39 protein-coding genes and 1 pseudogene are annotated in these 26205 nt (G+C 40.1%); 4 read left to right on the plus strand and 36 right to left on the minus strand.

Annotation, left to right across the window (positions count from 1 at the left end; genetic code table 11):
• The first annotated feature begins 8 nt into the window (after positions 1–8).
• On the plus strand, positions 9–1277 hold the full coding sequence (locus JOD17_RS00770; RefSeq protein ID WP_204695264.1) for an acyl-CoA thioesterase/bile acid-CoA:amino acid N-acyltransferase family protein: 1269 nt from the start codon (positions 9–11) through the stop codon (positions 1275–1277).
• 126 nt (positions 1278–1403) lie between these two features.
• Here JOD17_RS00770 and JOD17_RS00775 read toward each other — a convergent pair.
• Positions 1404–1930 (minus strand): annotated as a pseudogene (locus tag JOD17_RS00775) (GNAT family N-acetyltransferase).
• 132 nt (positions 1931–2062) lie between these two features.
• Here JOD17_RS00775 and JOD17_RS21465 point away from each other — a divergent pair.
• Entirely contained in the window at positions 2063–2188 is a 126-nt protein-coding gene (locus JOD17_RS21465) for a hypothetical protein (RefSeq protein ID WP_265182270.1), read from the plus strand.
• A gap of 168 nt (positions 2189–2356) precedes the next feature.
• On the opposite strand, the gene JOD17_RS00780 is transcribed toward JOD17_RS21465, so the two are convergent.
• Positions 2357–2791 carry a hypothetical protein gene (locus tag JOD17_RS00780; protein ID WP_204695265.1) on the minus strand — a complete coding sequence of 145 codons (435 nt, stop codon included), beginning with the start codon at positions 2789–2791 and terminating at the stop codon, positions 2357–2359.
• Between the two features lie 209 nt (positions 2792–3000).
• Positions 3001–3165: a hypothetical protein gene (locus JOD17_RS00785; protein WP_204695266.1), complete on the minus strand. Its 165-nt coding sequence runs from the start codon at positions 3163–3165 to the stop codon at positions 3001–3003.
• 50 nt (positions 3166–3215) lie between these two features.
• Between JOD17_RS00785 and JOD17_RS00790 the strand changes: the two genes are divergently transcribed.
• The gene (locus JOD17_RS00790) at positions 3216–3473 is read left to right on the plus strand and encodes a hypothetical protein (RefSeq protein ID WP_204695267.1); all 258 of its coding nucleotides are present in this window, start codon (positions 3216–3218) and stop codon (positions 3471–3473) included.
• 172 nt (positions 3474–3645) lie between these two features.
• On the opposite strand, the gene JOD17_RS00795 is transcribed toward JOD17_RS00790, so the two are convergent.
• Together JOD17_RS00795 and JOD17_RS00800 are read right to left on the minus strand one after the other, a co-directional pair.
• Positions 3646–3999, minus strand: a complete 354-nt coding sequence (locus JOD17_RS00795; protein WP_204695268.1) for a hypothetical protein — start codon at positions 3997–3999, stop codon at positions 3646–3648.
• A gap of 218 nt (positions 4000–4217) precedes the next feature.
• Positions 4218–4421, minus strand: coding sequence for an LPXTG cell wall anchor domain-containing protein (locus JOD17_RS00800; RefSeq protein ID WP_204695269.1), 204 nt, complete (start codon positions 4419–4421; stop codon positions 4218–4220).
• Between the two features lie 274 nt (positions 4422–4695).
• Between JOD17_RS00800 and JOD17_RS00805 the strand changes: the two genes are divergently transcribed.
• The gene (locus JOD17_RS00805) at positions 4696–5079 is read left to right on the plus strand and encodes a hypothetical protein (protein ID WP_204695270.1); all 384 of its coding nucleotides are present in this window, start codon (positions 4696–4698) and stop codon (positions 5077–5079) included.
• Between the two features lie 271 nt (positions 5080–5350).
• Here JOD17_RS00805 and JOD17_RS00810 read toward each other — a convergent pair whose 3' ends face one another.
• The 31 genes from JOD17_RS00810 to JOD17_RS00960 all read right to left on the minus strand — a co-directional run bounded on the left by JOD17_RS00810 (position 5351) and on the right by JOD17_RS00960 (position 26171).
• A complete protein-coding gene (locus JOD17_RS00810) occupies positions 5351–5629 on the minus strand; it encodes a hypothetical protein (RefSeq protein WP_204695271.1) in 279 nt (92 codons plus the stop codon).
• A 408-nt stretch (positions 5630–6037) separates the two neighbouring features.
• Positions 6038–6970 (minus strand): hypothetical protein, encoded by a 933-nt coding sequence (locus JOD17_RS00815; RefSeq protein WP_204695272.1) that lies wholly within the window; start codon positions 6968–6970, stop codon positions 6038–6040.
• Positions 6971–7019: 49 nt separating this feature from the next.
• Positions 7020–7343 carry a hypothetical protein gene (locus JOD17_RS00820; protein ID WP_204695273.1) on the minus strand — a complete coding sequence of 108 codons (324 nt, stop codon included), beginning with the start codon at positions 7341–7343 and terminating at the stop codon, positions 7020–7022.
• Positions 7344–7972: 629 nt separating this feature from the next.
• Positions 7973–8824, minus strand: a complete 852-nt coding sequence (locus tag JOD17_RS00825; RefSeq protein WP_204695274.1) for an SDR family NAD(P)-dependent oxidoreductase — start codon at positions 8822–8824, stop codon at positions 7973–7975.
• Between the two features lie 773 nt (positions 8825–9597).
• Positions 9598–9762 (minus strand): hypothetical protein, encoded by a 165-nt coding sequence (locus JOD17_RS00830; protein ID WP_204695275.1) that lies wholly within the window; start codon positions 9760–9762, stop codon positions 9598–9600.
• Positions 9763–9778: 16 nt separating this feature from the next.
• Positions 9779–10303, minus strand: a complete 525-nt coding sequence (locus JOD17_RS00835) for a DUF4145 domain-containing protein (RefSeq protein WP_204695276.1) — start codon at positions 10301–10303, stop codon at positions 9779–9781.
• Between the two features lie 871 nt (positions 10304–11174).
• Positions 11175–11963: a peptidoglycan recognition protein family protein gene (locus JOD17_RS00840; protein WP_204695277.1), complete on the minus strand. Its 789-nt coding sequence runs from the start codon at positions 11961–11963 to the stop codon at positions 11175–11177.
• A gap of 2 nt (positions 11964–11965) precedes the next feature.
• On the minus strand, positions 11966–12226 hold the full coding sequence (locus tag JOD17_RS00845) for a holin (RefSeq protein ID WP_204695278.1): 261 nt from the start codon (positions 12224–12226) through the stop codon (positions 11966–11968).
• Between the two features lies 1 nt (position 12227).
• Entirely contained in the window at positions 12228–12497 is a 270-nt protein-coding gene (locus tag JOD17_RS00850) for a BhlA/UviB family holin-like peptide (protein WP_204695279.1), read from the minus strand.
• Between the two features lie 44 nt (positions 12498–12541).
• Positions 12542–12691 (minus strand): hypothetical protein, encoded by a 150-nt coding sequence (locus tag JOD17_RS00855; RefSeq protein WP_204695280.1) that lies wholly within the window; start codon positions 12689–12691, stop codon positions 12542–12544.
• Entirely contained in the window at positions 12684–12836 is a 153-nt protein-coding gene (locus tag JOD17_RS00860; RefSeq protein WP_204695281.1) for a hypothetical protein, read from the minus strand. Before JOD17_RS00860 ends, JOD17_RS00855 begins: the two co-directional genes overlap by 8 nt.
• Entirely contained in the window at positions 12837–13160 is a 324-nt protein-coding gene (locus tag JOD17_RS00865; protein ID WP_204695282.1) for a hypothetical protein, read from the minus strand.
• Between the two features lie 16 nt (positions 13161–13176).
• Positions 13177–14121: a hypothetical protein gene (locus JOD17_RS00870; RefSeq protein ID WP_204695283.1), complete on the minus strand. Its 945-nt coding sequence runs from the start codon at positions 14119–14121 to the stop codon at positions 13177–13179.
• Positions 14121–14879 carry a hypothetical protein gene (locus JOD17_RS00875; protein WP_204695284.1) on the minus strand — a complete coding sequence of 253 codons (759 nt, stop codon included), beginning with the start codon at positions 14877–14879 and terminating at the stop codon, positions 14121–14123. Before JOD17_RS00875 ends, JOD17_RS00870 begins: the two co-directional genes overlap by 1 nt.
• A complete protein-coding gene (locus JOD17_RS00880) occupies positions 14869–15396 on the minus strand; it encodes a putative phage tail protein (protein ID WP_239575088.1) in 528 nt (175 codons plus the stop codon). Before JOD17_RS00880 ends, JOD17_RS00875 begins: the two co-directional genes overlap by 11 nt.
• A complete protein-coding gene (locus JOD17_RS00885; RefSeq protein WP_204695285.1) occupies positions 15386–16450 on the minus strand; it encodes a baseplate J/gp47 family protein in 1065 nt (354 codons plus the stop codon). Before JOD17_RS00885 ends, JOD17_RS00880 begins: the two co-directional genes overlap by 11 nt.
• Entirely contained in the window at positions 16440–16883 is a 444-nt protein-coding gene (locus JOD17_RS00890) for a DUF2634 domain-containing protein (RefSeq protein WP_204695286.1), read from the minus strand. Before JOD17_RS00890 ends, JOD17_RS00885 begins: the two co-directional genes overlap by 11 nt.
• 259 nt (positions 16884–17142) lie before the next feature.
• Positions 17143–18138: an XkdQ/YqbQ family protein gene (locus JOD17_RS00895; protein ID WP_204695287.1), complete on the minus strand. Its 996-nt coding sequence runs from the start codon at positions 18136–18138 to the stop codon at positions 17143–17145.
• 2 nt (positions 18139–18140) lie between these two features.
• A complete protein-coding gene (locus JOD17_RS00900) occupies positions 18141–18557 on the minus strand; it encodes a hypothetical protein (protein WP_204695288.1) in 417 nt (138 codons plus the stop codon).
• Positions 18558–18570: 13 nt separating this feature from the next.
• Positions 18571–20475 carry a phage tail tape measure protein gene (locus JOD17_RS00905; RefSeq protein WP_204695289.1) on the minus strand — a complete coding sequence of 635 codons (1905 nt, stop codon included), beginning with the start codon at positions 20473–20475 and terminating at the stop codon, positions 18571–18573.
• A 43-nt stretch (positions 20476–20518) separates the two neighbouring features.
• The gene (locus JOD17_RS00910) at positions 20519–20674 is read right to left on the minus strand and encodes a hypothetical protein (RefSeq protein ID WP_204695290.1); all 156 of its coding nucleotides are present in this window, start codon (positions 20672–20674) and stop codon (positions 20519–20521) included.
• Positions 20675–20697: 23 nt separating this feature from the next.
• Positions 20698–21081, minus strand: coding sequence for a phage tail assembly chaperone (locus tag JOD17_RS00915; RefSeq protein ID WP_204695291.1), 384 nt, complete (start codon positions 21079–21081; stop codon positions 20698–20700).
• A gap of 26 nt (positions 21082–21107) precedes the next feature.
• Positions 21108–21551 carry a phage tail tube protein gene (locus JOD17_RS00920; RefSeq protein ID WP_204695292.1) on the minus strand — a complete coding sequence of 148 codons (444 nt, stop codon included), beginning with the start codon at positions 21549–21551 and terminating at the stop codon, positions 21108–21110.
• Positions 21552–21563: 12 nt separating this feature from the next.
• On the minus strand, positions 21564–22616 hold the full coding sequence (locus JOD17_RS00925) for a phage tail sheath subtilisin-like domain-containing protein (RefSeq protein ID WP_204695293.1): 1053 nt from the start codon (positions 22614–22616) through the stop codon (positions 21564–21566).
• A complete protein-coding gene (locus tag JOD17_RS00930; protein ID WP_204695294.1) occupies positions 22597–23061 on the minus strand; it encodes a phage tail terminator family protein in 465 nt (154 codons plus the stop codon). The genes JOD17_RS00925 and JOD17_RS00930 overlap by 20 nt, the downstream gene beginning before the upstream one ends.
• On the minus strand, positions 23058–23450 hold the full coding sequence (locus tag JOD17_RS00935) for an HK97 gp10 family phage protein (protein WP_204695295.1): 393 nt from the start codon (positions 23448–23450) through the stop codon (positions 23058–23060). Before JOD17_RS00935 ends, JOD17_RS00930 begins: the two co-directional genes overlap by 4 nt.
• Positions 23450–23812, minus strand: a complete 363-nt coding sequence (locus JOD17_RS00940; protein ID WP_204695296.1) for an ABC transporter ATP-binding protein — start codon at positions 23810–23812, stop codon at positions 23450–23452. Before JOD17_RS00940 ends, JOD17_RS00935 begins: the two co-directional genes overlap by 1 nt.
• The gene (locus JOD17_RS00945) at positions 23806–24126 is read right to left on the minus strand and encodes a phage head-tail connector protein (protein WP_204695297.1); all 321 of its coding nucleotides are present in this window, start codon (positions 24124–24126) and stop codon (positions 23806–23808) included. Before JOD17_RS00945 ends, JOD17_RS00940 begins: the two co-directional genes overlap by 7 nt.
• On the minus strand, positions 24119–24601 hold the full coding sequence (locus JOD17_RS00950; protein ID WP_204695298.1) for a putative Ig domain-containing protein: 483 nt from the start codon (positions 24599–24601) through the stop codon (positions 24119–24121). Before JOD17_RS00950 ends, JOD17_RS00945 begins: the two co-directional genes overlap by 8 nt.
• 73 nt (positions 24602–24674) lie before the next feature.
• Positions 24675–25565: a phage major capsid protein gene (locus JOD17_RS00955; RefSeq protein ID WP_204695299.1), complete on the minus strand. Its 891-nt coding sequence runs from the start codon at positions 25563–25565 to the stop codon at positions 24675–24677.
• Positions 25566–25589: 24 nt separating this feature from the next.
• Positions 25590–26171: a DUF4355 domain-containing protein gene (locus JOD17_RS00960; RefSeq protein ID WP_204695300.1), complete on the minus strand. Its 582-nt coding sequence runs from the start codon at positions 26169–26171 to the stop codon at positions 25590–25592.
• Between the last annotated feature and the right edge of the window lie 34 nt (positions 26172–26205).

The raw sequence follows: 26205 nt of genomic DNA on the forward strand, positions 1-26205 counted from the left end.
ATTATAGAATGACAAAACCTACGGTAACGATCACACCAAGACAATCCTATATAGACGAGGATGTAACCATCATAATAAGTGGATGCAACCCCGGTGAAGAAGTCTCATTATATGCATACGTAACAGACGATGAAAGTGAACCGTTTATGTCAAAAGCTACGTTTATTACGGATACAAAAGGCCAGGTACTGATCTCTAAAGTGGCACCTATTTCTGGGAATTATAATGAAGTAGATGTGAACGGCATATTCTGGTCAATGTCCCATGAAACGAAAAAACACGGTCATTACTTCACAAAAACGACTGCAAAGGAATTAAAGATTACGATTAAGTTAGAAATCAATAATGAAGTTGTTGATGAGGTTCTAATCGAAAGATATTTTGATAAAGGCGAGGTCACCAGAACCGATGTTAATCAAGACGGTACAGTTGGTACCTTGTATCAACCAATTTATGAAGGAAACTATCAAAATATCATATTGTTAGCAGGGTCAGATGGGGGACGTTTAGAACATTCAGCAGCTCTCCTAGCTTCTAAAGGATTTAACGTGCTAGATCTCTCGTATTTTAATCAATCAGGGGTACCAAAAGATCTCGAAAACATTCCTTTGGAGTATTTTAAGAGTTCAATAGAACTTCTAAAGAAAATTACCGATAATCACGAAAAAGTAACGCTTGTTGGTTATTCAAGAGGTGCTGAACTGGCACTTTTGTTAGCATCGGAATACGATGAGTTTAATGCGGTTGTTGCAGGGGCACCGAGTGCATACATAACATCTGGATTAAGAAATTCGATTTACGCACCAATCAACTCGTGGACAATTAACGGTGAAGCTAAACCCTATCTTAAGTTCCGTTATCGTCCCAGTACTATGCTTTATTTCATAAGTAAATGGTTAACAAAAAAGCCAGTATCCTTTAAAGGAATTTGGGATAGCAGCCTCAAGACTACGATTAATGAAGAGGTCAGAATAAAAGCAGAAAATATTAAAGCCCCAGTTCTTCTCCTCTCAGGTACTGATGACGAAATCTGGCCGTCTTCCTTATTTTCCGAAGAAATAAAAAGTCGGTTACCACAAACAGAACATTTCTATTTTGAAAATGCAGGACATTTTCTTTCTTTTCCTTACGCTCTACCCAACATGCCTTCTACTATTTATGAACACGTTGGTGGAGGAATGGTAATGAAATATGGAGGAACGCAATCTGCCAATGCCAATGCTGCCAAGGAATCTTGGCCCATCATAGTATCTTTTTTACAAAGACACGCTTGTTAACCCAATGAATGATAGAAATTTTGTAAGAGAAACCAACTGCCATAAAAGTAGCTGGTTTATTGTTAGAGTACTTAATTAATGATAGTGACATTATAAATCTTCATTCAAACCGATCTTTTACTATCTTCACTTCAGATCTGAAGACAACATTCCATATACAATACTGTCTGTCCATTCATCTTTTTTTTCCAAAAATCTTGTATGAAATGCGCTTCCTTTCTCATACCTATTCGCTCACATAATTTTTGTGAAGCTATATTCCGTGCATCAAGATTTGCTTGGATGCGATGTACAGAAAATTCATCAAATAGTTTATAGACTAAACTACTTATTGCTTCCGTTGCCAACCCTTTTCCTGATACTTCATTCGAGAAACTATATCCAATCTCAACAGTATCTTTCATATCTGTATACCATACTGATAAATCACCAATGACTCTATTCCCATTTTCAACCGCCAAACTCAACATAGAGTCTTTTGATAATGAACAATTGGTTAGCTTTTTATTAAATTCTCCCTCTAAATCTTCATGTACCCATTTATCATGCAGGAGGTATTTACAAGTATCATCGTTATTATAGATTTTAAATACATCAAGTGAGTCATTACTTTCAAATGGTCTGATTGTTAATCTTTCAGTGTTAAAATTCAACGAAACACATCCCTCATAACTATAATTTCAGGCGTTACAGGATTGCTCTCTAAAATAGAGTATCCATTTAATTCCACTTAAGATTTTGTTAGGATTATAGTAATAACATGTACTTCATTAGGAGAGAACATTATGCCGTACTCAGAAATCGCAGTAGCAACTACCGCCATTCAAATTATTACAATCTTAGGGGTTATAACAATCGTATCTTTTCTTTTTTATATACTTATTAAAGCACTTAAGAAAGTTAATGATTAGTAAATGAACTCACTGAACCTTTTTATATACAGGTAATTGAAAAATGGATCTTAGGAATCGAGAAGAAATTTTACCGTTTTTCCTTGATTTGTTTACTACCTCCTATAGAACCCGTAGTCATACTGCTGTTCTTTATCTAACTCAATACTTTCTTGTAGAAATTAATCTTCAAATCCCGATCCCTTCGTAATAAAACCTTGTAATGTCCCATGCATAATAAATTGAAATAATAATTACCAAAAGTAATACTGACCAATGCGATGCATACTTTTTATCCGCAAGTAAGATTAAAATATACCATCCTGCAAGCATAATTATAGGCGTTCCAATATAAAGCCAATTCTCTGGATACCAAAACAATGTAGAGAGAAAAATATTGTAAACAATGATTGAGCCTGAAATAACATAATAATAAGATTTGCTTAGGTGGATTTGTTTAATGTACGTATAAGACCATAGGATTGAAAAGATTGCCAACATAATAAATACAGATGCATTCAAACTTCCACCAAATCCAGATCCAAAAATATAAAAAAAACTAAATACAGACAAGAACACTAACAATATAAAAAAGCCAATATGGACCCAAGCATTTTTGGTCATGGATAGACCTCCAGAATTATATGTGAACCTTTAAAAAGTATTCAACAGACAAAGATTTCTAAAACATTTGCATTTATTGTACAGCATCATTTCAAGTTTATGAATTCCAAAAGCATAGGCCAGTATATATTGTTGATGTTACAAACTTCTGAGAAACGATGTCTCCCTTAATTAAACAAAACGCCCAATTGTTTAATAGCATATTTAAATTAAATCTTTCCAGATGCACACCATGCTGTATGCAAAATAGCCATGAATTTTCCAATCTCTAACCCCGATTGATTGAATGCCGCTTTTTCAATATTAATTTCTCTTCCAACAAAGTTGCCAGTTGTTGAACCGATCTGTGACTTCTCACCAAATTGCAGGAGCATCTATTGACCTCTTTATAATGTAATGGTAATAATTGGGAGGGGTGTATATTTTGAAGAAGGTAAGCAACATACTAGGTGTGCTTATGGTTATTTTTGTAATAATTGACCTCACACTTTTTATTTCAGGAAGTTCTTTTAGCTTATTTTTCACAATCCCTTTAATTTTTGGTGCGTTTTTATTAGTACAAAATATAATTGGGAAAAAAGAAAACACTCTTTCCAGAGGTTTCATTATTTTTAATTATATCTTGATTTCATTACTTTTTATACTTTCTATATGGCGGATTTGGCTTGATTTTTTTGCATAAATGATTTTATAACTATCAATTATTTATGCTTCTTTGTTGTACTCTTATTGATATACATAATGATCCATATAAGTTACACAAAACCACAACGTGTTAATCTATAAAATTAAACAGTAGCACCTATGGTTAAAGTAATTAAACTTGGATAATTACATGAAAGAGCATGATGTGTTTAATTCAATGTGATGGACTTTTCAAATTCTTCTCCATCCACTGTAACCCAAGTCATATCAATATCTATTGGATTATCAACGGTTTGTGCACATCCTCTACAACCGCTATTATCTGTGTGCATACCGTTTTGATCTAGAGGAATCCCAAGTTTAGTTATACCTGTACTTGAAACAAAACCAAAAGTATCTATATCTTCTGGATTACTCGGTAAATACGTGAATGTTATAGAACTCGTTTCCTCTGCTTCAAACTCCACATTCCATACATCACCCTCATAGCTTTTCTCCATTATTTCACTACAACCAGCCAGAAAGAGAGTGAACGTTAATAATAATAAAACTATTCTTTTCATATATGACCCCCCTATACATATTTCAGTTTAAATAGCATGCTACATTATAAAGAATATTAAGTGATATTAATTTATTGTTTTTGACTACTACATTCACTTACATTAAAGCGACCGATTGTTTAAGACTGCTTTAATTTTTATAAAATAGATACAAAGAAACACCCATCAACAAGACACCAATTACCCGTTGAATAAGGAGCGCAATGCATGCGCACCCTCTAGTCTTTCTTATTCTTTTTGCGATAGAAAAAGAACACAACCAGTCCTATTACTACAACACCAATTAATACTCTTGTTATGATGTAAGTCCAATTTAAATCGCTTTCGCCACCGTTACCAACGTTAATCCAAAGGATAGTTATGATACCTAATAGGATTGTTATTATACCTGTCGTATGGAATGCTTTTTGATCAGTTGACATCTTTTAAGCTCCAAGTGATTAATTTAATAATTTATCCCACTCCCATCTTGGAATCCCAGGCTCATCTTCGACATACGTATTACAATCAAAACTACTCTGAATGTTTTTCCAAATCCACGTTTAGCATTTTGGGTCGATCGTTAAACATATAACAAGTATTGTTACATCAATCTCTTATGGGCAATTCTATGCTGGCATCATAATGAACACTCAATTTCATGTATCCTGTCTAAACCTGATCGTTCATGCTAGGATCAACAGTGGAGGTGATCCTATGTTAAAGATATTTGCTGCCATACTATCCCCTTTTGTATTTTCCTTACTCATTGGTATTTATCAAATACCAAAGTTCATCTTAAATAGTACTTTCCCGTCTTTTCCTTTAGACTCCTATTATCTGATCTTCTTAATCTATGCTTTGCCAGCTTATTTGCTTCTGGCTGTACCTGCTTCATTCATCATAGAACATATCAATAAAGGAATTCGTTGGGTGAATTACTCCGTTGCTGGTGTTCTTGGCGGCCTAATGATTTATTTCGTCAATAACTCTCCTATAGATTGGGAGATATTATTATACTTATTGGCAGGATTATCATTCTACGTTTCCTTAAAAGTACTGGAGATATCTAAACGCAAAAATGATTTCTACATAAAGTAATTCAAAGCGCAACCTCTGTCATTACAGGATTGCGCCCTATTGTGGAATTAAGCTCGCTTGTTGAATAGTGGCCATAAGAGGGCTTCGAATTATCGAGTTTTACTCGTTCGACTGTCTGGGAGGATACTCTTTTTTGTAGTGTGAAAACCTTGAAAGGCTATGGTCTTAGTTATGGAATTCGTTCATAAATTTATATTCTTCATAAATTCTTTGTGGTCCTTAAAATATATACTCCCAACAATCTTTAAAGATCACAGAGAGTCAGCCTACATTAGCAAATGGATACCTCACCTTTTATAATTTCAGCGGTAACTCCGTCAACGGTATTTGTACCTTCTTCGCAGTGTTCTTCTTTTTCCCACTCTACAATATAGTTTCCCCATCGTTTTTTTATAGATAACATTTCGATTTCTTCGTCTTCATTACTGTTTTTATCAATTACTGACGAAAGTGCTTCTTCTTCTGATATTTCCGGCTCTACGTTCAAGCGCCAAAAAACAACGATTAATATAGCACAAATTAATACGGTAATAAGGATTTTAATTTTCATATTATTCATACCTCTACCTAGTTATTTTGGAATGGCAATAGTAACTTGAACACTTTTTTAAAGGTCTACTATTTATTCCTGAAAAGGTAAATGTCTAGGCGAAGTTCAGAGGAAATACCAACCATTTGACAGCTAGTTTAATTCCCTATGCTTTATTTTTTTCGTATTATATTAAATTCCGCCCATAGAAGCATCAGAATTGCCAAAACTAGAGCTATAATCGCCCCTATATGGAACATTTCGACTCCCATTATCCCCAATAAACGCTCAAACTGATCTTCGCCCATAGTTTGGATTGGATCAAAGTTTGCTCCGTAAATAACAGTGAGCATATATGGCGTGAAATGTCCCTCATCTATGGCCCTCTAAAAAAGAGCTATCTATTTTAATTGAAAACAGCAAGTTTATTTATTTTAAGAATATTCTTTGAGTGGGATATACATCAGCAGCATCATAATTTCCTTCTTCAATTTCATAAGGGTAAGAAAATGCAATAAGTTGATAAGATGGATTTCCATCAATATCATCAGGAAGTTCAATTTCCAAAACACCTGTTTTATCTTTATCAACTTTAGTAAATAAAACATCTTTACCATTTAAAGGTACTTGTTTCCAATCAAGCAAAGCAATTACTGCATATGTTACATCTCGATCATAAATATTGCCTAAATTCAAATATAAACTTTCACCTTTGTCTGCGTCATTAATTAATTCAAACTCACCTTCGGAACGTGACAAGAAAGAGTCAAAGTTCACCTCATCAATATTATTTACCTCTACATTTTGGTCGAACTCTTTCTTATTAACTTCTTGAGATACAGCTCTCCTAATTGGATAGGCTGTATTAGAATCATAACCAAATTCTTCATCAATGTCTTGTAATTGAATGTTTGGCGAGATTATATTTAAAATTGATACTTCATTTGCTTGCTGATCTGGATATATTTTAAAGTCAATCTTTTCAATACCGTTGGATTTTACTGTATAGTCGACACTAGATACAGTCTCTTCATCAGTATAAAAATCTTTCTGAATATAATCCTCAAATACAAGCAGTTTAAATTCTAAATCATTCGGATAATACTGTCCCATTTCAAAAGTTAAATTGTACTCGTCATCATATTTAGCATCAATGTATGTGTCAATAATTATTTCTTTATCATCATACAAGCCATAAGATAAAACCATACTGTCTTTATCTACCATGCCAGTTATATCATCTTCACTTCTTTGAATGTCATCATCTATGTTGGCATTACTTTCACTATTACTATTGCATGACATTAGTAAACTAATACCTAATATAAGTACTATACATTTAGTGGGTTTAAGTATATTCATGCACTCCTTGTATTTCTCGCCGTGAAAATTCCACGGCGAGAATCAATATTTAATAACTTTTTCTTGTGTTAAATGTTAAATCTTTGTACCCGGATTTTCTACCAATATGTTCTCCTGCCGCATAATGATCTCGTGTCAACCCTACATTAGCCTTGTCAAACATAGCTCCAGCATAATTATGATTTCTTCTTGTATCTGTACCCTGAGCTATTTTTCCACCTCTATAGTATAGTTTTGCTACTGCTCGAATTTGATCTAAGTTGGTGTTAGCATTAGTTTTTGCCCATCCTTTGTAACTAGTGCCTTTTTGAACCGTAGTACTCCCCCATACACGAGGGTTTGCAAATGTTGTAAAACCATCCCCAGCTTGCATTATAGCTTTCAGTTAAGTCTAATTGATAATTAGCACAACAAATTATAAAATTTATTGTACCTGTAATAATACCTACTATAGCAACTATTAATCCTAATACTTTGAGTACAGATTAACTGCTAAACCTCCCCACAGCTTTCATCTCAAGCAGGATAATAAAACAGAACATATAAAAACAGTGCGGGACCTATGGCCATTGATACAACTCCAATTAGAAATACAACATCTTCTAATGTAAAGAAGTCTTCATCATATTCAACATTCGCAGAAAACAAGCAAGGTAGCTAATTTACCCTGCTTGTTCCCTGCTCATATATCTTTCCAATCAAATTCTTCATTTTCTATAAAGTTTGTATCGAGTGTTCCTAAGATCTCATAATTCCCAGTATGATTGTTTACAATTTCTGTCCGAATTAGGGTCAGTCCTTGTGAATAGTAACTGGAGGCTTTATCATTTGCATCTTCTGCACTATATAAATTAAATATGCTACATGTTAAAAAGCGCAATCCCTCTTACAGGATGGCGCCCGATTGTTAATGGAATAAAGATAAGTAACTGCAGTAAACTAAAGATTCAAGATAAGCATGAGCTAGGGTGGGGTACTTCCTAAACAGGAAGTACCCTACATTTATTCATTAGGGTCAGGGATTGCCTTCTCAGCCGAACGGCTCGTATCCTCCCAATCTTTCCATATTTTAATTTTATTGCTGGCATGATCTATAGCCGCATCAAAGACAAGGCTACCTAAAATTAACCTTAAAGGTGGATTGTCGTTGTTCACAAGTTTCATTAACGCTTGTGCAGCTTCTTTTGGGTGGCTATCCTTACTTTCAATGTTTTGTTTTGCTAATACTTCTCTGACTGAATTATAGTCTTCATTTAAATTAGCAAATTGCATTTTTGTGTATAAATTAGTCCAGTAACCTCCTGGTTCAACAATGGAGACATGAACGCCAAAATGTGAGGCTTCTTGGGCTAACGCTTCACTAAACCCTTCTAGAGCAAACTTGCTTGCACTATAGATACCTGTCATAGGACCAGAGAGTATACCACCTATGCTTGATATTTGCACAATGTGACCAGACTTTTGTGCTCTTAAATAAGGCATCACTGCCTGACTCACCCAAACGGCACCATAAAAGTTTGTCTCCATCTGCTGTTGTATTTCAGCTTTAGTGAACTCTTCAATCATTCCTAATATCATACTTCCTGCATTGTTTACAACAACATCAAGTTTGCCAAAATGGTCAACAGCGTTATCTATAACTTGAAATACAGAATCTCTGTCTGTTATATCTAGCTCAAATGATTTAAAAGTTTCTAAATAATCCTTTTCAAACCTGATTAATTTATCTGAATTTCTAGAAACTCCAATTACTCTGTCGCCAGATTCAAGTGCTTTTTTTGTAAATTCATATCCAAGCCCACTACTTGCGCCAGTAATCAACCAGACTCTAGATTCTAATGGCTTATTCGTCATTAATAAACACACCTCTCTAAAACATCTTTTAGTAAAATCAAATGGAATAGAGCAGTGTCTCCGAGATAATTGCAAAGTAATTAAGGATACATTCAAAAAATATATAAAAAGGAGTAAGATGGTTAACCCACCTTACTCCTTTTATGACCGAAAGAGAAATATAAATGGATAGACTTATCCCGCTTCACCCTGAAAAATCAGAGCCACTGAACTATTAATTTAGCTGTTCAACGCGCGGAAAATAACTAACATTCATAAATCCCTCCTTAATTTTGTACATAAAGTATAATTAAAAAAAGCGCTAAAAGCAACCACTAGCGTAGTTATGAGTTTAATCCAAAAAATGTTTCGGCAGATAAAAATTATTTGTTATTCCATTAAATGGCCGATTGTTGAAGATTTCTCGAGTAAATGAGATCCCATCCTTAAAGTAAAATTCATATAAATTATCCTTGTTTGGAACCATAAAATTGCCAAAAGTAAAAAGAACCATAAGCTTGCCGTTTTGGCAAACTTATGGTTCAAGTGACAAATCCACAAAAAAAACCACCATCTCTATGTATGGTGGAGACGGCGGGAGTCAGATAAAGGATAAAATAACAAATGTATTATTAACAGGATCCCTTTACTTATCGAGGTTTGACAAGGTTTAGGATTTTGCCTGTAGTAGTATGTTTTTACTTCAATGTTACCGGTAATGTTACCAGAATGTATAAAAAATGCATAAAATATTCATTGAAAAAGCCGTACAGTTAAGTACGGCTTTTACTTTATTAGAACTTCCATCCTTTGAATAACTTACCCAAGCCTCTACCAGTGACTCTGCCGGCAGCACGGCGAGCAACGCGACGTCCGACTCGACCTTTCTTCACAGCGTTCACATCACCTAGGATCCGTGCAGCCTTGTACAACTTGTTTCGTGTTTTGTTTAAGCTCATTGGATCAAACCCTTCGCTATTTGCTCTGAATCATGCCTGTTAACTTAGCAGTATCTAGTTCCATTTCAATCCATTTAACAGTTAAATTCAAAAACACTTTAAGATTTTCTATATCATAGTCTTCGTGCTTTCTAACATAATGCGCTTCATCATTTCCTAGGATAGCACTTTGCCTTGCCATCTCTTTTATACTTTCGTGTTTCACAAAGTTGTTAATTACTGTTCCAAGAAACTTGCTTGCGACTTTGTCAGGATCTACATTTTCATGCTCTATTAAATAATCTTTTATGAGAAATTCTAACGCTTTTCGGTACCCTACACCTGCTAATTCATCTAAACCAGCTTCTTCAGCTGCTACAGATTGATTGTATGTTTTCACGAACTTCTCTGATATTCTATGTACATCTTCACTGAACTCGAACTTTTTTGGTTCAGCAGGATAAGTTCTTACTAATGCCACACGCATATTTGTTGGAGAACCAACCTTCCTATATTCAGCTAAAAATAAAAATAAACATTTTGAGTTCACGCATTTGAACAATACTTCATAAATCCCCCCCTTGATATGTATGCCGCGTAGCAAATTCGGCTGTTGTGTCAGATTACATCTGGGACAGCTACTAGGAAATGTATTAGATGTGTATGTCGACTGCTTATCTGAAAAATTCCTGTTCATCATATGTATTTGTGTAATTTGACTCAACCCCAACTATAAGTAGTAAAAGCCACGTCCATTTAAAACGTGGCTTTTAATCGAAAGTGAAAGAAGCTGTGTGCAACTCCTTCACTAACATAATAAAATAGTCTCAATTTTATGTCAATCAACATCCAGTCCTAAATCCCTATAACTAATTCTGTTTATTGTTTATAACGTTTTTAATTTCGTTACATACAATAATTGCAGAGGGCAACGTCTATTCCTCCCGTTGATTCTTAGACGCTTCAAATCCCTCCATTATACAGATGTATATATCAATGCGACTTTGAGTACTTTATAAGTACCACTCCTGTGTGGTAAACCCAAACCATGACATTGGGTGAACACGTCTCAATTATGAGGCGTGTTTTTGTTTAGGAATGTATATAATTCCATCAATGGGTTAAATTATAATTACCCACTCCAATTTCCGCGTATATGCATACATTGACACGTCTTGTGGTGAGACGTGTCTTTTATTAACACAGAGGTATATTTCCTTTAAAACTTGTACATAACTTTACTACAGCAACCCTTTGTTTCTCGCATCAACCTTGACACGCCCCTTCTGGGGGCGTGCTTTTTTTTGCATAAAAAAACCCCGCACGGTTAGTTACGGGGTAATCGCTCGACCATTGCGAGCAAATGATGGAGTTTTAATCATAGCACTTATAACCTAAATAATTAATACTTTTGTAATAGTAAAATATACCAATCACATACCATCTTCAATGCGCTTTGTTACTGTTGCATGCTGAGCTCTTGTGATCGGATGGTTCGGATTCTTGCCGTTATATACACCACGTTCTGTATACTCATCCCATGCCTCTTTATGAGCTTCTGGTACTGTCTGTGACGGCTCAGCAAGTACACCTTTAGCCAAAACTCCAAATGCATCGCTAACTGTTAACTCATCATTCTTATAGGCTTCTTGTTCGCTGCTGTTTCCGTGACGATTAAGAATATGTTCAAATCGCTCTTTACCTGATGCCCACTGAAAATCTCCTGCTTTCACGTAGATCACCTCTTCTTGTTTTGGTTCATGTACAATTGACTTCACTTCTTCTGCCTGCCCAATCAACCTCTTAAACCGCGCCCACGGGAAGTAACCACCAGGACAACTGGTATTCCCTACATCACTGTGACGGTAGACGTCATTCGCTGTTAAACCGTGTTTTCTCATGAGCTTCCGTACTTCATCGACAAACCTCAAAAACAAAGATTCATTGATATTCTCTACGTCATAGTTCCCTTCAACACAGACGCCTAATGAATCGCTGTTTTCATTGGCAGCATGAGCACCTACATTTAGTCCTCGAAGCTCATAAAACTCATGGTTCTTTTGCAGATAGTAATTGTACCCTGCCCCTGACCATCCTTGATTACGGTGTTGGTTGTGGATCTGTAAATAAGAGTATCTTACAGCTGCGGGATGATGAATGATAATACGTCTCACCTGTCCGATCGGTGTAAGACTCCCCCACCTCAGAGTAGGTTTAATCATACCTAATCCTCCTTACTTTTAATTGTCTGCTTCCCTGCCTCAAATAAGCCGACAGCCGTCAGACCAGATAGAAAGCCCGCCCATAAACGTTGGCCAATCTCAGCATCAACGATCAACGGTGCGCCAAGTAGACCGATAACTACCCCAACAATCATCGCAATGAAAGGTTTATAGCTTTTCTTCAATCCTGTCTTGTGAAGTGCTAATACTACGCCTGTTGTTACCGGTGCGAGAACAGATACCATTGCTAAAATCTCAGTCACATCAATTCCTCCTTAAAAGCATACTTTTCATTTCTGACACATCTTTTTGTACATTGTTAATTGCAGTAAGTCCTTCTGCTTGCTTGTCGATCACATCAATATAGCGCTTCTCCCGTTCTTCATTCCTAGCTTGAAGGCGCTTTTCTCGTTCATCGTTCTTCTTCATAATCCACCAAACACCTACCCAAAGCAGTGCTAACAACAAAATAAAAAGGACACCGAAAATACCGATGTCCGAATCAATTCCATATTTAATTATGGACTCCCACATTATCTGTCACCTATCTCTATTTATGGCATAAAAAATACGCCTATCTAGGCGTTGGTGTCAAAACCAAGTTCAGTTAATTTCTGCCCTACAACTTCTTTTAAGTTAGAAAGATCTGGCACCATATGAAATGGATAAACGTTAGCAAGCACAGCTGTGAACCAAGTCCTAACGATAATGCTATTCTCATTAAACATTATTTTCACCCCCTTTATCTTCATTAACCATGTGAGTAACAACGTCAACAAGATTAAAAAGAGAAGGAACTTCTTCAATGGATCGATCCCCTTTATAAACCACTTCTGCCCATGTCCGGGCTACTATGCTGTTTTGATCAAACATTTAATCGTCCTCCGTCTGCGGCGCACTCTGCATCGCCAGTAGCATTGTTAGCTCCAATATAGCTTCATTCATATCATTTTTAATCTCTACACTTTCCCGCAAAAGTCTTTCAGCTTGTGGATTATTACGAATTGAAGTGTGAGAAACTAATATCTTATTATGATTTACTCTAATGACCCAGATTGAGAACTCGAATTCGTCACCAGGTTTATGTTGATCAGATAGTGCGTAGCTATAACCTGTTTGGTGAACCGGCTCCGTTTCTCGAATTTCAATAACGAGACCACTTTCCAAGTGGTACACTAAATACTTGTAACCTTCCATTACACCGTCCCCTTCCTTATTCAAAATAAACTTCATAGACATTCAATCTTGCGTAACCGTTATTGGCACTAAAACCGAGTGAAGCCCAAGCTGAAAAGTGAAGATATGCTTCACCTGTCAAAGAAGATACATCAAAAGAGTACCACTCATCTTTGTCTCTATTATTATCTAGGCGAGCGTACAAAAGTGAATTACCCTGACTTGGCGATGATGCAACATCGCTTATATACATTCTTCCTTGGCCACCAAATACAGTTAGTGTGTATCTAAGGTGGAGCGTAGTTAAATTAGTAACATCTATAGGGTTTGCTGTAACAGCGTTACCGTGTCCTGTTTGATATCCCGTTCCAGGTTGACTATTTGCTTGCGCTCCTCCCGACAAATACATGTGATCGTCTCTAAATTCCACAGTAGCTCTCCATGTCGCCGCATCTCCCGTTCTGTATAACTCCCAAGGCTCATGCAGAGTGCCTTCTTCATAAAGATAGAATGTTAGAGACGAGATTTGTTCCCATTCTTCTCCATTCCACGTGTAAGCTTCTAAGCGATTCCATCTAACATTGTCCCTGTCCCACTTGTGGACGTGAGACGGTCTTCCGTAAGCTTTTGTGGACGGGTTTTCCCATAGCAGCAAATTATCATCAGTTAACTCGCTAACAAGACTTTCTTCGGTAGTATCATAATAGAGTGTATGGACTGTACCTTCATAGAATAGATCGTTTGCTTTATCGAGACTTAATTCATATTCTAAATTGTTGAGCCTCACCCACACGTCATCACGTCTAGGGCTCTGCGGCTGTCGTCCTGTCGTCTTTATCTCGTTAATGGCTTGATCAGTAACGATCCAAATATCACCGATGTTATTTGCTGAAGGTTCGTCAGCTTGAACAAAAATTTTAAAGTGCCTTCTCCCTCGCATATTCGATCCAGCAGTGATCCCATGAAGCTGTATATCCTGCATTATCGTGGCACCTCCTCGATCCAGTCGCCATCCTCATCGTACTGTTGATCGTAAACAACCGTATGTTCTGTTGATGAACCATCTAACGCAAAATAAGTCACTGTACGTTGCGTGTAATCAGGCGACTCCCCGCCACTTAGTACCGATCGCTTGGCAAGTGTACCGTCTTCTCGGCGCCATTCGATCGTTGTAAAGATACCTGAGTCGTCTTTATTTAGACGTTTGCGATTACTGATCTCATCGTGTGCAATAAAAGATTCGGCATGTTTGTCAGTGTATTCATTAGCTTTGGTTTCTGCATTATTAGCCTTTTGCTGAGCGCCTGAGGGCGTCTCTTTTGAATCCCATTTCTCTCGTTCGTGCTGCGTAATATGAACGGTGTTGTCATTCGTGTGATCGTCAAACTCAATTTTAGTAGCTTGCTTTTCATTAATTACATTTCCCAGACCAACTTGCGAAGGATTATGCGAGTGATCTATAAGTGCTTTTCTATTGAGTGCATCTCGCAACCCTTCAATGTTCTCGATTGTCATTTCGGGTAACTCTGGAATCTCTACACCTTTTACTTTTCCGTTTTCATCTAGTTCTGCCAAACCTCCCGGTTCACCTTTGCTGTCCATGAACTCACCGACGGTCTGTGCTTCTTCGTCCAACTTTTCCCAGTTCTCATTAAGCAAACGGTCAAAGTCAAACACTTCATCTGGATTGGCTTCTGGATTGGCTCTATATAGCTTCAATTTCTCTGTTTCAGTTGCCAACAGCTTCACCTCCTGCGAATTTACCTAGTGTCATCCCTTGCACCTCTTCGATCGTCCGTGTGCTAATCTCACCGATAGTAAGGTAGCGAAAAGCATATTCAATACGAAGGTGGGCGGGAACAACATCCTCAAGCGCTTGTGTCACATCCACCAAGTTGGGCGGCCGCCCAATACGAGATGTAAACGTAATGAGTATATAGCCGAGAAAGTCCACGTCTACGTCACCGTTTGTATAGCTGTCAGCCACCGCCTTGATCATGTCGGCGCTCACTAAGCCAGTACCACGGATACGAGATCGTAAAACAGACCGGCGCTCCTCGTATGGTTTGCGTCGATCAACACGAATGCCGTGCTCACGTTCGTAAATATCAAGCGCCCATGTAGCTGTTTCGAGGTTCATCTGCCGGTGTATGTCCAATATCCGATAGCCTTGCTTATCAAACTGCCTGCCCTCAGCATTAAAGACCTGGTTAAGGATGGACGATCCGCGCATGAATGTGGGAAGATCACGTATCAACGTCAACACCTCCGAGCACAGCCACTTCTTGCTCTCCAATCGCTACGTTTTGATTGTCCCCATTAACGAGCAGATCTGTATAGTCTGCTACGCCATCAGCAGCCAAAATAATAGCGCCTACTGCAGCGTATGAAACAAAGTCTTGTTCAAATGCGATCTCTCGCAAATAGGCGGTCACATCAGTTTCAATGCCCTCGATCACTTCATCCACCTCAGCGCTTCCTGCAACCGACAGTGTGAATGATAGCGAAATGGCTTTGTCGGCGGCACTCTCTGCAGTGACGTATGCACCTATTGGCGCCTGTCCGTCACCTTTGCCGGTGATGCCTGGATCAAGGTATTCCTGCAATTCGGCAACCAATTCATCTGATGCTGGTAGCCGATCAGCGTCAATGATGACCACTTTCACGGTGTTGTCCCCGTCCCACAACGGAAAGACACGAGCAGCACCAACGCCCGTCACCTCAAGCGCCCAATTCTCGTAATGAAATCTATTTCCCGATGTTGCAGGGGTACGAATACGCTTGTAGTAACGCTGTAATAGGTCATCGTCTGACTCGGCTGAGAAGCCGTCATATGTTGGCTCTGGATTGGTCACTGAAACAACACCTTCAAGTGTTACGGGTATTTCTATGATCTGATTGGCAGGCACTACCCCGATTGGTCCAGACTCTACCGCACGAATGTCAACGCGCCCTTCTTCGTCGATAGGTGTAGCTTCCAACACCTCATACTCAATGCCCGATACTGTCTCAAAACGAGCGCCAGCTGGTACAGTGCCGTCAGCTACAACAAGCACTTGGCCGATCGCATGCGTCGATTGCTGGCGTTCTTGGCCAGTGCGCTGATTAATGTAGCTTTCCAACTCATCGCCAGTCAGATTACGTACATCCAGCTTGCCAGCAATGCGGTCTTGTTGCTGTTCGTATTCCGCAAATTTGCGCGCTGGCGGTCGTGTCCAATCGTAGACCGGTGCGCCGGGTATCTTCTCATGATCGTCGGATATACCGTCCAGTATTTCCTGGTGAATTTCCCGTTCTCTTTCAGCTGACAATTGCCCTCACCTCATCTCTGTAATCGCCGTAAATCGTATCCACTCGAAACGAGATGTGCAGCGTTGACCCTTCGTGTGCAAATGACCATTGACCAAGCGATGTAATCGCCGGATGCAGAGTCAACGCGTCAATTATCTCTCTCTTGTATTCCGTCTTAACAAAATCAATTGGATATGCCGAACCAATCAGTCCTGTCGTTCGTATGCCGTGATCAACGCCCTCAAACACTCGGTAACGACCAAACTCGGTGAGCATTGTCGTTTTTATCCATTGCCTGACAGCATCAATACCCTCAATCGGAACCATTTTACCGTCACGAGTTACGTAGTCACCTTTCTCGAAATCAAATAAATAAGATTTCCCACTATGAGTGGCTTCAGTAACTTCTTGATCGTAAGGTCGATCGAATTCCAATTGCGTAATTTTAGGCAACATTAATACCTCACCGCCCGATCTAAAACAATGTACATATTACGATGCTGTGGTACGAGCACCACTTCATCACCAACGTCATATGACAGTGCTGTTCTATTACAAAATATCAAGTGGCTTTTATCCAAAATAATGTTATCAGTCAACCTAATTTTAGGATTGGGAGGTACGGACTTTACAAAACCGGTAGTAGGCATCTTAACGGGTTTATGATCTCGGTCTTTAAAAAGTTTAGCGAACTCCGTTAATGCATCAGTCATCATACCACCCTCTCTAAAGTCGGTGTCATTTTGTGCAAGCCGTTACTCAATGTGTGAGAACAAGCAGATACTAAAAAGCGACCGGCAATGCCAGTCACAGGTTCATCTATGTCAATTAAGCGTCCAGATCGGACACGTATGTCTCCAACATAATCCATGCTGTTATCTTCTTGGATACGTCCGAGTTCACGAAGGGTGTTTCGAGCGATGTTACGTGCTTGTGACCTTGTTGTATCCTCATCCACATCAACCACTTCCTGTAGCAAGCCGTACTGGTCAATCAATGTTTGATTCTCAGCTGTGGCGATCACCTCATCGTCTCGGACAACGATGATGCTGTTTCGCATATCCGCAATGGACTGCGAACGCTGAGGGTTACTCATACCTTCAGACATATCTCGCCAAGACCCTCGTGGATGATATAGCTTAAAACGGCCACGCACGAGCATTTCACGCTGGCGCATTACATGCAGCTGCCCAACGCGCATTTCAAGGCGATACTTTTCTCCCTGGTCACGTTCGGCCTGCTCTAAAATCTCTCGTATGATGTCAGCTGGCGTGTCGCCAATGAAGATCTCTTTGATGCGTGTAGGAATGGACGTAATATGACCGATCGGGATACTGTAATCATGGGCAATTTTGCGGATGGCACGATCACCGGTGATGCTATTAAATTGATAGCTTGCTATCGATTTATTAAGGTAGAAAGCAGAGTCAAATGTTGCGTATGAGCGAGATGATCTCCCTTGTCGTCCTTCGTCTACAACAATTGTTCGAAGCACTTCTTCGGATCCTTGTAGTAGTGTCATTTGGTGACCTATCTGTATAGGATTGCCAGCAAGGTGCTTTTGATCACTGTACGCGACCTCAAAATCCAACTCTTGGCCGAGCTCGTCCACACTTGAGCGCCAACTAATATTGCCAACGAGAGGCGTCACATCAATGGTACGTGTAGCAGATGTAGTCACGAGCAATTGAAAAGGTTTATTGGCCATGTCTACGATCGCTCCAATCTCGTCAGCCAAGGGAAGTAGTCAAGCTGCAAGTCATAATACAAATCGCCACTCCCATTTTCTGGGCCATACGTAAAATTCTCAATAGACATTGGCCAGTTAATCGGTGTTCCAGTGACAATTACACGAATCGGGACACGCCTATTTTTCCATTCCTCTATTTCTTCGATGTACTCCCAGCCGAAATAATCACGACTGCGTAGAAACGGATAGTCTTTAATAGGAAAAAAACTTGATAGGGTGAACCCTTTTAGACCAGTAGTGCCGATCAACTTAATATCGCCCCATTTAAACGAGTTGTACGTCTCGTTGTTGTGAGGACTATCGATCTTAAAACCCTCAGGAACAACGGGCAATTGAATTACTCGTTCTCTGTTATTCACACTCAAAAAAACATCCACGCTGTTCCCCTCCTTACATATTAGCTAAAGCCAATTTTAATTTTGGAACGAGTTCATTTAAAACCTCATCTACAGAAAGACCGTTGATGTAGAAATTGAAGCTGTTCCCTGAACCAGTTTTATTTGGTGCTTGAACCGACTTCACTTGACTCGTTGGCTCAGATTGCTCTTTCTTCCCTCTTACAACTCGCGACATATCGGTGATGTTATCGATCGTGACGCCTTGCTTACGTAGCTCTGCTGACTGTTTCGCCGGCACAATCATTTCACCTTTATGAATCTGTGCAATCATGTCATGAGGAACAGCATTTGTACCAACGTCAAAGCTTAGTAGCCCATCCCCGCCCATCCATTTTGGAAGACCAATATCCGGCATGCTGAAGTTACTAAACGCACTGGTCAATCGATCCCATGCACTGCGGACGTTAGAGATGAAATCTAGCAATGGTTGAAAGAAGCTTGTTACAGATGCTAAAGCACTGACCATTGCATCAGATATGGCATCCTTTACGTTATTCCAAATTTCAGAAGTTCTATTTCTGATGTTGTCCCAGGTTTCACGTATGCGATCCCATAACTCGCCTGCTTTTTCACGGATCGTATCCCAGTTTTGCCAAAGCAAAATACCTATACCGATGAGTATTCCGATTGCAGCGACTACAATTCCAATAGGGTTTGCTGTCATGGCTGCGTTGAGTGCCCATTGCGCTGCGGTCATAGTTCCAGTTACAGCAGCATGGGCAGCAGTAATTGCACGCCAAGCTGTAAATGCAGTAACAATACCGATAACGAACGGCTCAATCATTCCCCAGTTATCAACGATCGTGTGGTACAGATCCATTGCTGAATCTACAATGTCACTTAGTACCTCTACACCTTTCGGGATTCCTTCATCGATAAACCACTCAATATACGGTTGAGCGCCTTCCCACGCATTCACGAGCATCTCACCGAAGGTTTGCGCTTGATCTTTAATCAAATCAAACGACGGCATGTTATCCTGGATCGCATCACGGATGCTATGAAAAATACTAACACCAGTCTCACCAATCCAAGAGAAAACCGATCCGACTCGTTCCATTGCGTTGCTCATGAATTCTTGTATTTTCGGTATGTGCTCAATGCCGTAATCAAGAAAACGCTGTAAGTAAGGAAGTGCTGTTGTGGCTAGTGTTGTGCCCACTCCACTAAGAATGGTCTTCACTTGATCCATCGATTGGCCCCACAGCTTTCCTGCTTCAATCGCATCTTCATCAATTACGGCTCCAAACAGGTGGGCTTCTTCTCGAAGCGCCTCTAAGGCGTCACCGCCCTCTTCAATCGCCGGCAAGAGCTTTCGACCTAGCGTTGTTCCAAAAAGGTCACCCGCAGCGTCCGACCGTTCCATGGCATTTTCCATACCGTGCAACGTATCAATAGCCTGAACAAAAGCCTCTTCTGTCGTTACCGTGCCGTCTTTCACATCTGCTAGATTGACACCAACGTTTTCAAGCGCTTTTCCGTACTTCTCATTGCCTGACGCTGCACGACCCATACGTTGAGTCAGACGCTCAAAAGTACGTTCGACGTCACGTGTGCCCATGCCTGTTTGTCCAAGTGCGTACTGCATTTCTTGCAAGGTATCTGTGTGTAATCCAGCTTTAATCGATGCTTGATCAATTTTATTAGCTGTCTTACTAAACTGGTTTGCCATTGCAACACCGCCAACGACTACAGCAGTCCCTGCGGCTGCGATACCAGCTCCCCACTTAGCAGCTGTTTTAATGCCGCCTTGCATTTTCTTTTTTATGCCATCGACACCTTTACCGCCTTTTTTGGCGGCATCTTCTGTGCCCTTTAGTTGTTCATTTGCATCTTTTAAAGGTTGTGAATACTCGTCTTTTATCGTAAATTTCGCGCCAAATTCATAGCTACTCAAGGTTTCTCACCCCTTTCATCGGGGATAAAAAAAAGAACGTGGATTATCCACGTCCTAACATCTTCTTTAATTGTGCGTTTTGTGAAGAATCATCTTCAATATCTTTAGCCATAGAAGCCTTATACCATGCTTTCAATGTAATATCTGCATTCATAATAACGTCAGGATGGACACCTTTTTGGGTGTAGTGATGAAGCATCTGAAACTCTCCATCACTATCAATTAGTTTTTTAGTTCATCTACCAATTGGGTGGACTTCCCATCGAAACCATTCATCTTCATCACTTCAGTTGCAATGCCAGCCACTTCACCTAGGTTAAAAAGCTTATCAACGATTAGATCTGGGCTGTGAGCAACGCCGAATTCTTTATGCAACTCCGCATCTTTAAGATTAGGCTCTGTCACCGCCTCATAAACGAGCATTCGATTCCCTTCGGTTGAACTCTCCGCATCTAATGCATCAAGCACAACATCACGCGGTGGTGATTGCACATGAACCGTGCCATCTAAGGATTTAATATACATTTCAGCCTGTTTCTCATGACCCTTCTCAATATGCTCTCGCTTTGCCAATAAACGTTGAATCGTAATTCGATCTTTTGCCATTATGAATAACCTCCGATTAGTGTATTTTAAGCGTCAATTGTATCTTGAATATCTACGTCAGAAACCGTGAAGCCAAACGGAAATTCTCGTTCTAACTTCGCTTGTTCTTCCCATTGCATAATTGTCATTTCGTTAAACCAAACATTACTGATGCTCACACGCTCTGTTTGAGACCGAATAGCGTCTGGATCAGCCAAGACTCCTGTAAGTGTCGACCGTAAATCTTGACCATTGCGCCAAGCATCCAAAAACTTGCGCATCCCGCGAGAGTAGACTTTTTTCTGTGTCATCGTTCCTTCGCCGGCAAGACTGACAATCTTGGAATCAACATCAAGACCGATTGGGACTTCTTCACGGTTGGCGACCACCTTTGCTTCAAACGATTTAACTTCCATGATGAGTTCACCATCCCACCACAATTTACCGTGAGCGCCGTTGATCACATTACGTCCTCTATAAGTTGCTGTCATATGCTATCCCTCCTACATAAATACATCAAATTCAAGGTCTTCCATCGCATCAACAAACTTTACTGATGCTTGACCAAAAACAGTAGATCCTGTGTTCACAGCTCGAATTTGTTGATCCTCATATTCATCAAGATCATCACCTCGTGCAGCAATATATGATTGGTGTGCTTCAAAGTCGATGTCTGCATAATTGTCAAAATTAGAATCAAGGACATTCTCTCGTGCGATCTGTCTAAAATACGCATTTACAGCAGCAAAGAACAGCATCTTATTGTCGTAATCGTTAATTACTCTACCGATGTATTCATCTTGGAAAGTGTTTCTAATGTCGTCACGAACCATGTCAACACCTTCAACAATCTTGATCTTTTGAAATTCTTCGTGTTTAGCAGGGGTGGTAGAAGTAAACGAGTTGACAGCCCGACCAATCTTGATCTTTTCCCCGTCGTCGATGAGGATGAGTTCACCGTTATCAATGGCGGCGTCAGGATCGTCTTTCTCTTCAATGCTATCAATTTCTAAAAGTTCATAGAACGTCCCAGACCGTTCCAATGATAAACCTGCAAAGATTCCAGCAATTCTAGTGCAATATTCAGCTGCACTGTAAGTCTCATCGCCGACAACAATATTTCCTGTCGTAAAATTGATGACACCTTCATTGTCAGCCCTTTGATTGGCAACCACAGCCTTGATAGTGCTTGCCTTATTTTCACGCTGGCTTTTGATAAAGGTACTCAGTAGTTCTGATTCGTCAGATGTCGCTTCTGGGATCGCCACATAGTTAATGCCCTTGCCTTTCACCTTTTCTAAAGCGTTATTAATTCCATCTTCGGGATCAATAGCAAACACTACAACTTTAAATGGCGTTCCAATAAAAGCTAATCGAATGTAATCATAGTTGCTCGAACCCCATTCGTTTTCAAGTGGTTGTTCTGGGCTACGGAACGTATGAATGCCTTGATTGTTTTCGCTTTTAAGAATTAACCCAACAACGCCCCGCATTGAGCGCTGAATCATTGTTGTGGCTTGTGTCTGAAATCGAATATTAATTTCTGGAAGTCCCATTCGGATCACTCCATTCCATTTCTAAAATTTCCATATTCCTGTCTTTTCCGTCTCCGTAACCTAAATCAACATCTCTCCGATCAATGGCAACGGTGTATTCGACCGTGAATCCAAATGAAAGAACGCCTTCAATTTCTTCTTTCGTTGATCGCTCAATATTCAAATAGCGATTGTCAACCTTTAACGATTTATTAAACAAGGATTCAAGTTCATCAGCCATCATCCAGTGTTCAGCTCTGGTCTCGTCCCTGCTGTAATAATCGATTTTGACCATCACTGCTTTATCCAGTTCGTAGTATGTTAAATTTCGAGTTTCAAGAGGCACCAGATACACAAAAAAGGACGGTCGCTTAAAGCCCGTCCCTACTTCTTCGCCATAAACCGTATACCCAAATTTCTCAACCAATTGAGATATGACGGCACGTTGAATTGTAATTAACTTCATAGCCCTAACTCGTTTCGAATGGCAGACATGAGTCGATCCATTTCACCAGGAAGTCTACGGCGTCCGTTTTCTACTGCTTTTTCTAGCATGTGGACTCCTTTGACTTTAAAGCCACCGTTATTATGGATGAAGCCTTTTTCAACTGGTAGTGCATAATCAACATTCGTACCAATCTCAACAGCACCATTAGAAACAACGCCGATTGTCCACTTGCGCTTCAAGTTTCCTCCACCAGATTCCGCACGCACCGGTGATCCTTGTTTGACATCTGCTACGATTTGCATTCCTTGACGCTCAACAGACTCATCAATGAGTCGTGGTGCATCACGTTCAGCAACAGCAAGTAGACGGTTTTGTAAATTATCAAATCCAAATGTTTCTACCGACACTATGCATCATCCTCTCTTAGTAATGGGATCTCTTGATGATGTGGGTAAGGGAAGGGTTCGCCTGCCTCAAATTGTCGTTCTAAGCCGTTTTCAAAAGTAACTGTAACACGATCACCAGGCTTAATGAGTAGCTTCGGGCTACAGAATAGCTTTGCGTCGTAATCGATCTGGTTCGGCCCTTGAGTTTGTGTTGAATTTGAGCGACTTGCCTGACTTAGCGCACAAGGTTTATCGTCGTATTTCATACGATAGCCCTGGCGCGTTTCTCTCCATTCTTCTACATACGATTCATACCGTTCTATCCGTGCTCTGTGATAGTAGGTTGACTCAAGCGCCTTTCGTTCTGCTCGAGCTTTCAGCACCCTGATCGCACCTTTCTAAACATTGCGATTTCCTCACTGTATCGCTCCATGACCCGATGAAACGCATCACTGGAATCGAATGATGTAGACGTATCCCCACGTCTTACAGAAGTCACGCCTGGCGTCGATCCGTTATCCAGCTTCTGAAAGACCATTTCCGTTACAATGTGGTTCAACTGCAACGGAAAATCATCTCGATAACAAGCGTTCATAAGGCGTTGACGAGCAGATTCAATGTAATATTCAATCACATCGTCCATTAGTTCGTCGTCAATCTCAAGAAGCTGCTTTATGATCTTTTTTTGATTACTCATTATTATCTTCCTCACCGGGCTCTGGCTCAGGTTCCGTTAACGTCAAGACATGAGTGTCTGTGTGCCCGCCGTCATCTGTGGAAACTGTCGTTGTATACTCGCCAGCTGGTGTGTTTTCAGACCAAGATATTCTACCACCATCACTTACAGATAAACCGTCTGCCTCGGGAGCAATAACGTAAGAAACAGCAGGATTGTTAGCCTCAGACGGTGATACTGTAGCATTAAGCTGACGATTACCTTCTTCGCCCGTTTCAGCGCTTGATGAGCGAGGTGCAAGGCTAACACCCTCAACCTCAATTAGACGTGTGGTGAATGCAGGAACATCCACTGGTTCGGACTCCCTGTCATCTTCAACTCTCACAGCCTTGTATTCTCCACTTTCGATGCTCGTGTTTGGATCAATACCTGTAATTTCAAGAGGACTTTCACCCTCAACCACCACGGTATCACCTTGATAGATTTTAAAAGCCATGATAGCCCTCCTTACGATAAGTTGATGACTGCCCCGCCAGTCGTAGGATTGACATCCTTAATCTCGGGGTAATTTACTCCCCCGAGTCACCAAACCCTTTAGGACGTAGCACTGCAAATGCTTCATCTTTAATTGGCAGATAGCCGATACGCATGGTCGCCTTGATAGCAATCATGTCGTTTTCTGCCAACGATAACGGCTTACCGTCGCTCATTGTTACGTTTTGCAATGTTGCCTCAGTCAAAATTTCATAAGAAATATCTTCACGGATGCCGACAATTGAATAGTTCCAGTTTGCTGCAATTGCCTCTGCTTGTGACTTGTCAAAAGCACCATTACGAACAAATTCAATCGGGTTGCTGTAAAATTCACTTTGGCCTACACCAGGAACAAAAAGTGCATTCCCGTTGGCATCTCGTAATTTACGAAGCTTATTTTTCATTCCGTAATGGGCAGCGAAGCCATTTACATCGTGACCTTTCTCTTCAATCAACCCCATTAACTCGGACGCGTCAATATCGAGATTATCACCTAAAGTAATTTCATTCTTAGCTTCAACTGCGGATTTCAACACACTTTTCGAAAATGGGGAGTTGGTACCCATTAATCCAGCAGCATCAATAGTTGTGTAAAACGCTTCAGAAATTGCAGGGCGCATTTCTCCGAATACATCAATGGTTGAGTCGTTCATTTTTTCACGAGTCGTAGGCACAATTACAGCGAGTTTTTTCGCTTCAATCTCCGGAAAAATCCACTCGGCTTTCGATGTTTGGATTCGTTCCGATTCGCCTACCCAGTAGGCACCGGGCCCATCTACCATCATTGGGAATTGTTTTTTATCGCTTGTCATTTGCTCAATGCGCGACAAACGAATGAGGCTTGACCCCCGCGCTACATCTTTCATAATTTCATTGGCTTTCGGTTTTGGCACGAAGCCTCGTAGTTCATCTTTTAGATATGTCATCTTATTCGTCCTCCATAAAGTAATTTATCGTTTGACTTGCTCATCTTTGATGACATCTAAGAAGCTGTTGCCATCATTAGAACCACCTTCATTGTCGTCACCCCCAGGAGGAGTGTAGCTACTACCTTTCAACCGAGCATCGACACCCTTTTGTACACCGTCTTTTAAAGCAGACTCTAGCGTCTCAAGATTTTTCAAGGTGGTTTCTTCGTCCTTGCCGATAAAGTGGTCAAGAATGGATGTAGGTAAGTCCTTTTCACCTGCAATAGTAAGGGCTTTATTTCGTAAAGTTTCACGTGTTTTCTCCCCCTCCATTTGCGAGATTTTTTCCTGAAGTTTCCGCATTTCTTTTTGGCCTTCTGTCTCGTCAGGGTAAAGCTCCTTGACCTTCTCATCTACGAGCTTATCAAGGTTATTTTCTTTCCAAGTCTCCAAAGCTTTTAAAGAGTGTTTATCCTTCTCTCCTTCAAGCCACTTGCTTAAATCTTTATTATCATCGGCAAGCTTTTTCACTTCCTCAGTCTTAATGTTGCCGGCAATAAAAGTACGAACGTTTTCATCATTGCTGTTCTCTTCTAGCCATTTTTTTACTTCTTCCCAATTCATCGTGTCATCCTCCTAGCCCACCCAACGCAACGCC

Origin of the sequence: Geomicrobium sediminis (assembly GCF_016908595.1) — a bacterium.
Lineage (GTDB): Bacteria > Bacillota > Bacilli > Bacillales > Marinococcaceae > Geomicrobium_A > Geomicrobium_A sediminis.

Bases quoted from the DNA above. Each gene is read 5' to 3' on its own strand.
- JOD17_RS00770 (WP_204695264.1), top strand. From the start codon at position 9: ATGACAAAACCTACGGTAACGATCACACCAAGACAATCCTATATAGAC.
- JOD17_RS21465 (WP_265182270.1), top strand. From the start codon at position 2,063: ATGCCGTACTCAGAAATCGCAGTAGCAACTACCGCCATTCAAATTATT.
- JOD17_RS00780 (WP_204695265.1), bottom strand. From the start codon at position 2,791: ATGACCAAAAATGCTTGGGTCCATATTGGCTTTTTTATATTGTTAGTG.
- JOD17_RS00785 (WP_204695266.1), bottom strand. From the start codon at position 3,165: ATGCTCCTGCAATTTGGTGAGAAGTCACAGATCGGTTCAACAACTGGC.
- JOD17_RS00795 (WP_204695268.1), bottom strand. From the start codon at position 3,999: ATGAAAAGAATAGTTTTATTATTATTAACGTTCACTCTCTTTCTGGCT.
- JOD17_RS00800 (WP_204695269.1), bottom strand. From the start codon at position 4,421: ATGTCAACTGATCAAAAAGCATTCCATACGACAGGTATAATAACAATC.
- JOD17_RS00805 (WP_204695270.1), top strand. From the start codon at position 4,696: ATGTTAAAGATATTTGCTGCCATACTATCCCCTTTTGTATTTTCCTTA.
- JOD17_RS00810 (WP_204695271.1), bottom strand. From the start codon at position 5,629: ATGAAAATTAAAATCCTTATTACCGTATTAATTTGTGCTATATTAATC.
- JOD17_RS00815 (WP_204695272.1), bottom strand. From the start codon at position 6,970: ATGAATATACTTAAACCCACTAAATGTATAGTACTTATATTAGGTATT.
- JOD17_RS00820 (WP_204695273.1), bottom strand. From the start codon at position 7,343: ATGCAAGCTGGGGATGGTTTTACAACATTTGCAAACCCTCGTGTATGG.
- JOD17_RS00825 (WP_204695274.1), bottom strand. From the start codon at position 8,824: ATGACGAATAAGCCATTAGAATCTAGAGTCTGGTTGATTACTGGCGCA.
- JOD17_RS00830 (WP_204695275.1), bottom strand. From the start codon at position 9,762: ATGAGCTTAAACAAAACACGAAACAAGTTGTACAAGGCTGCACGGATC.
- JOD17_RS00840 (WP_204695277.1), bottom strand. From the start codon at position 11,963: ATGATTAAACCTACTCTGAGGTGGGGGAGTCTTACACCGATCGGACAG.
- JOD17_RS00850 (WP_204695279.1), bottom strand. From the start codon at position 12,497: ATGTGGGAGTCCATAATTAAATATGGAATTGATTCGGACATCGGTATT.
- JOD17_RS00855 (WP_204695280.1), bottom strand. From the start codon at position 12,691: ATGTTTAATGAGAATAGCATTATCGTTAGGACTTGGTTCACAGCTGTG.
- JOD17_RS00860 (WP_204695281.1), bottom strand. From the start codon at position 12,836: ATGTTTGATCAAAACAGCATAGTAGCCCGGACATGGGCAGAAGTGGTT.
- JOD17_RS00865 (WP_204695282.1), bottom strand. From the start codon at position 13,160: ATGGAAGGTTACAAGTATTTAGTGTACCACTTGGAAAGTGGTCTCGTT.
- JOD17_RS00870 (WP_204695283.1), bottom strand. From the start codon at position 14,121: ATGCAGGATATACAGCTTCATGGGATCACTGCTGGATCGAATATGCGA.
- JOD17_RS00895 (WP_204695287.1), bottom strand. From the start codon at position 18,138: ATGGCCAATAAACCTTTTCAATTGCTCGTGACTACATCTGCTACACGT.
- JOD17_RS00910 (WP_204695290.1), bottom strand. From the start codon at position 20,674: ATGCTTCATCACTACACCCAAAAAGGTGTCCATCCTGACGTTATTATG.
- JOD17_RS00915 (WP_204695291.1), bottom strand. From the start codon at position 21,081: ATGGCAAAAGATCGAATTACGATTCAACGTTTATTGGCAAAGCGAGAG.
- JOD17_RS00920 (WP_204695292.1), bottom strand. From the start codon at position 21,551: ATGACAGCAACTTATAGAGGACGTAATGTGATCAACGGCGCTCACGGT.
- JOD17_RS00925 (WP_204695293.1), bottom strand. From the start codon at position 22,616: ATGGGACTTCCAGAAATTAATATTCGATTTCAGACACAAGCCACAACA.
- JOD17_RS00930 (WP_204695294.1), bottom strand. From the start codon at position 23,061: ATGAAGTTAATTACAATTCAACGTGCCGTCATATCTCAATTGGTTGAG.
- JOD17_RS00945 (WP_204695297.1), bottom strand. From the start codon at position 24,126: ATGAGTAATCAAAAAAAGATCATAAAGCAGCTTCTTGAGATTGACGAC.
- JOD17_RS00950 (WP_204695298.1), bottom strand. From the start codon at position 24,601: ATGGCTTTTAAAATCTATCAAGGTGATACCGTGGTGGTTGAGGGTGAA.
- JOD17_RS00955 (WP_204695299.1), bottom strand. From the start codon at position 25,565: ATGACATATCTAAAAGATGAACTACGAGGCTTCGTGCCAAAACCGAAA.
- JOD17_RS00960 (WP_204695300.1), bottom strand. From the start codon at position 26,171: ATGAATTGGGAAGAAGTAAAAAAATGGCTAGAAGAGAACAGCAATGAT.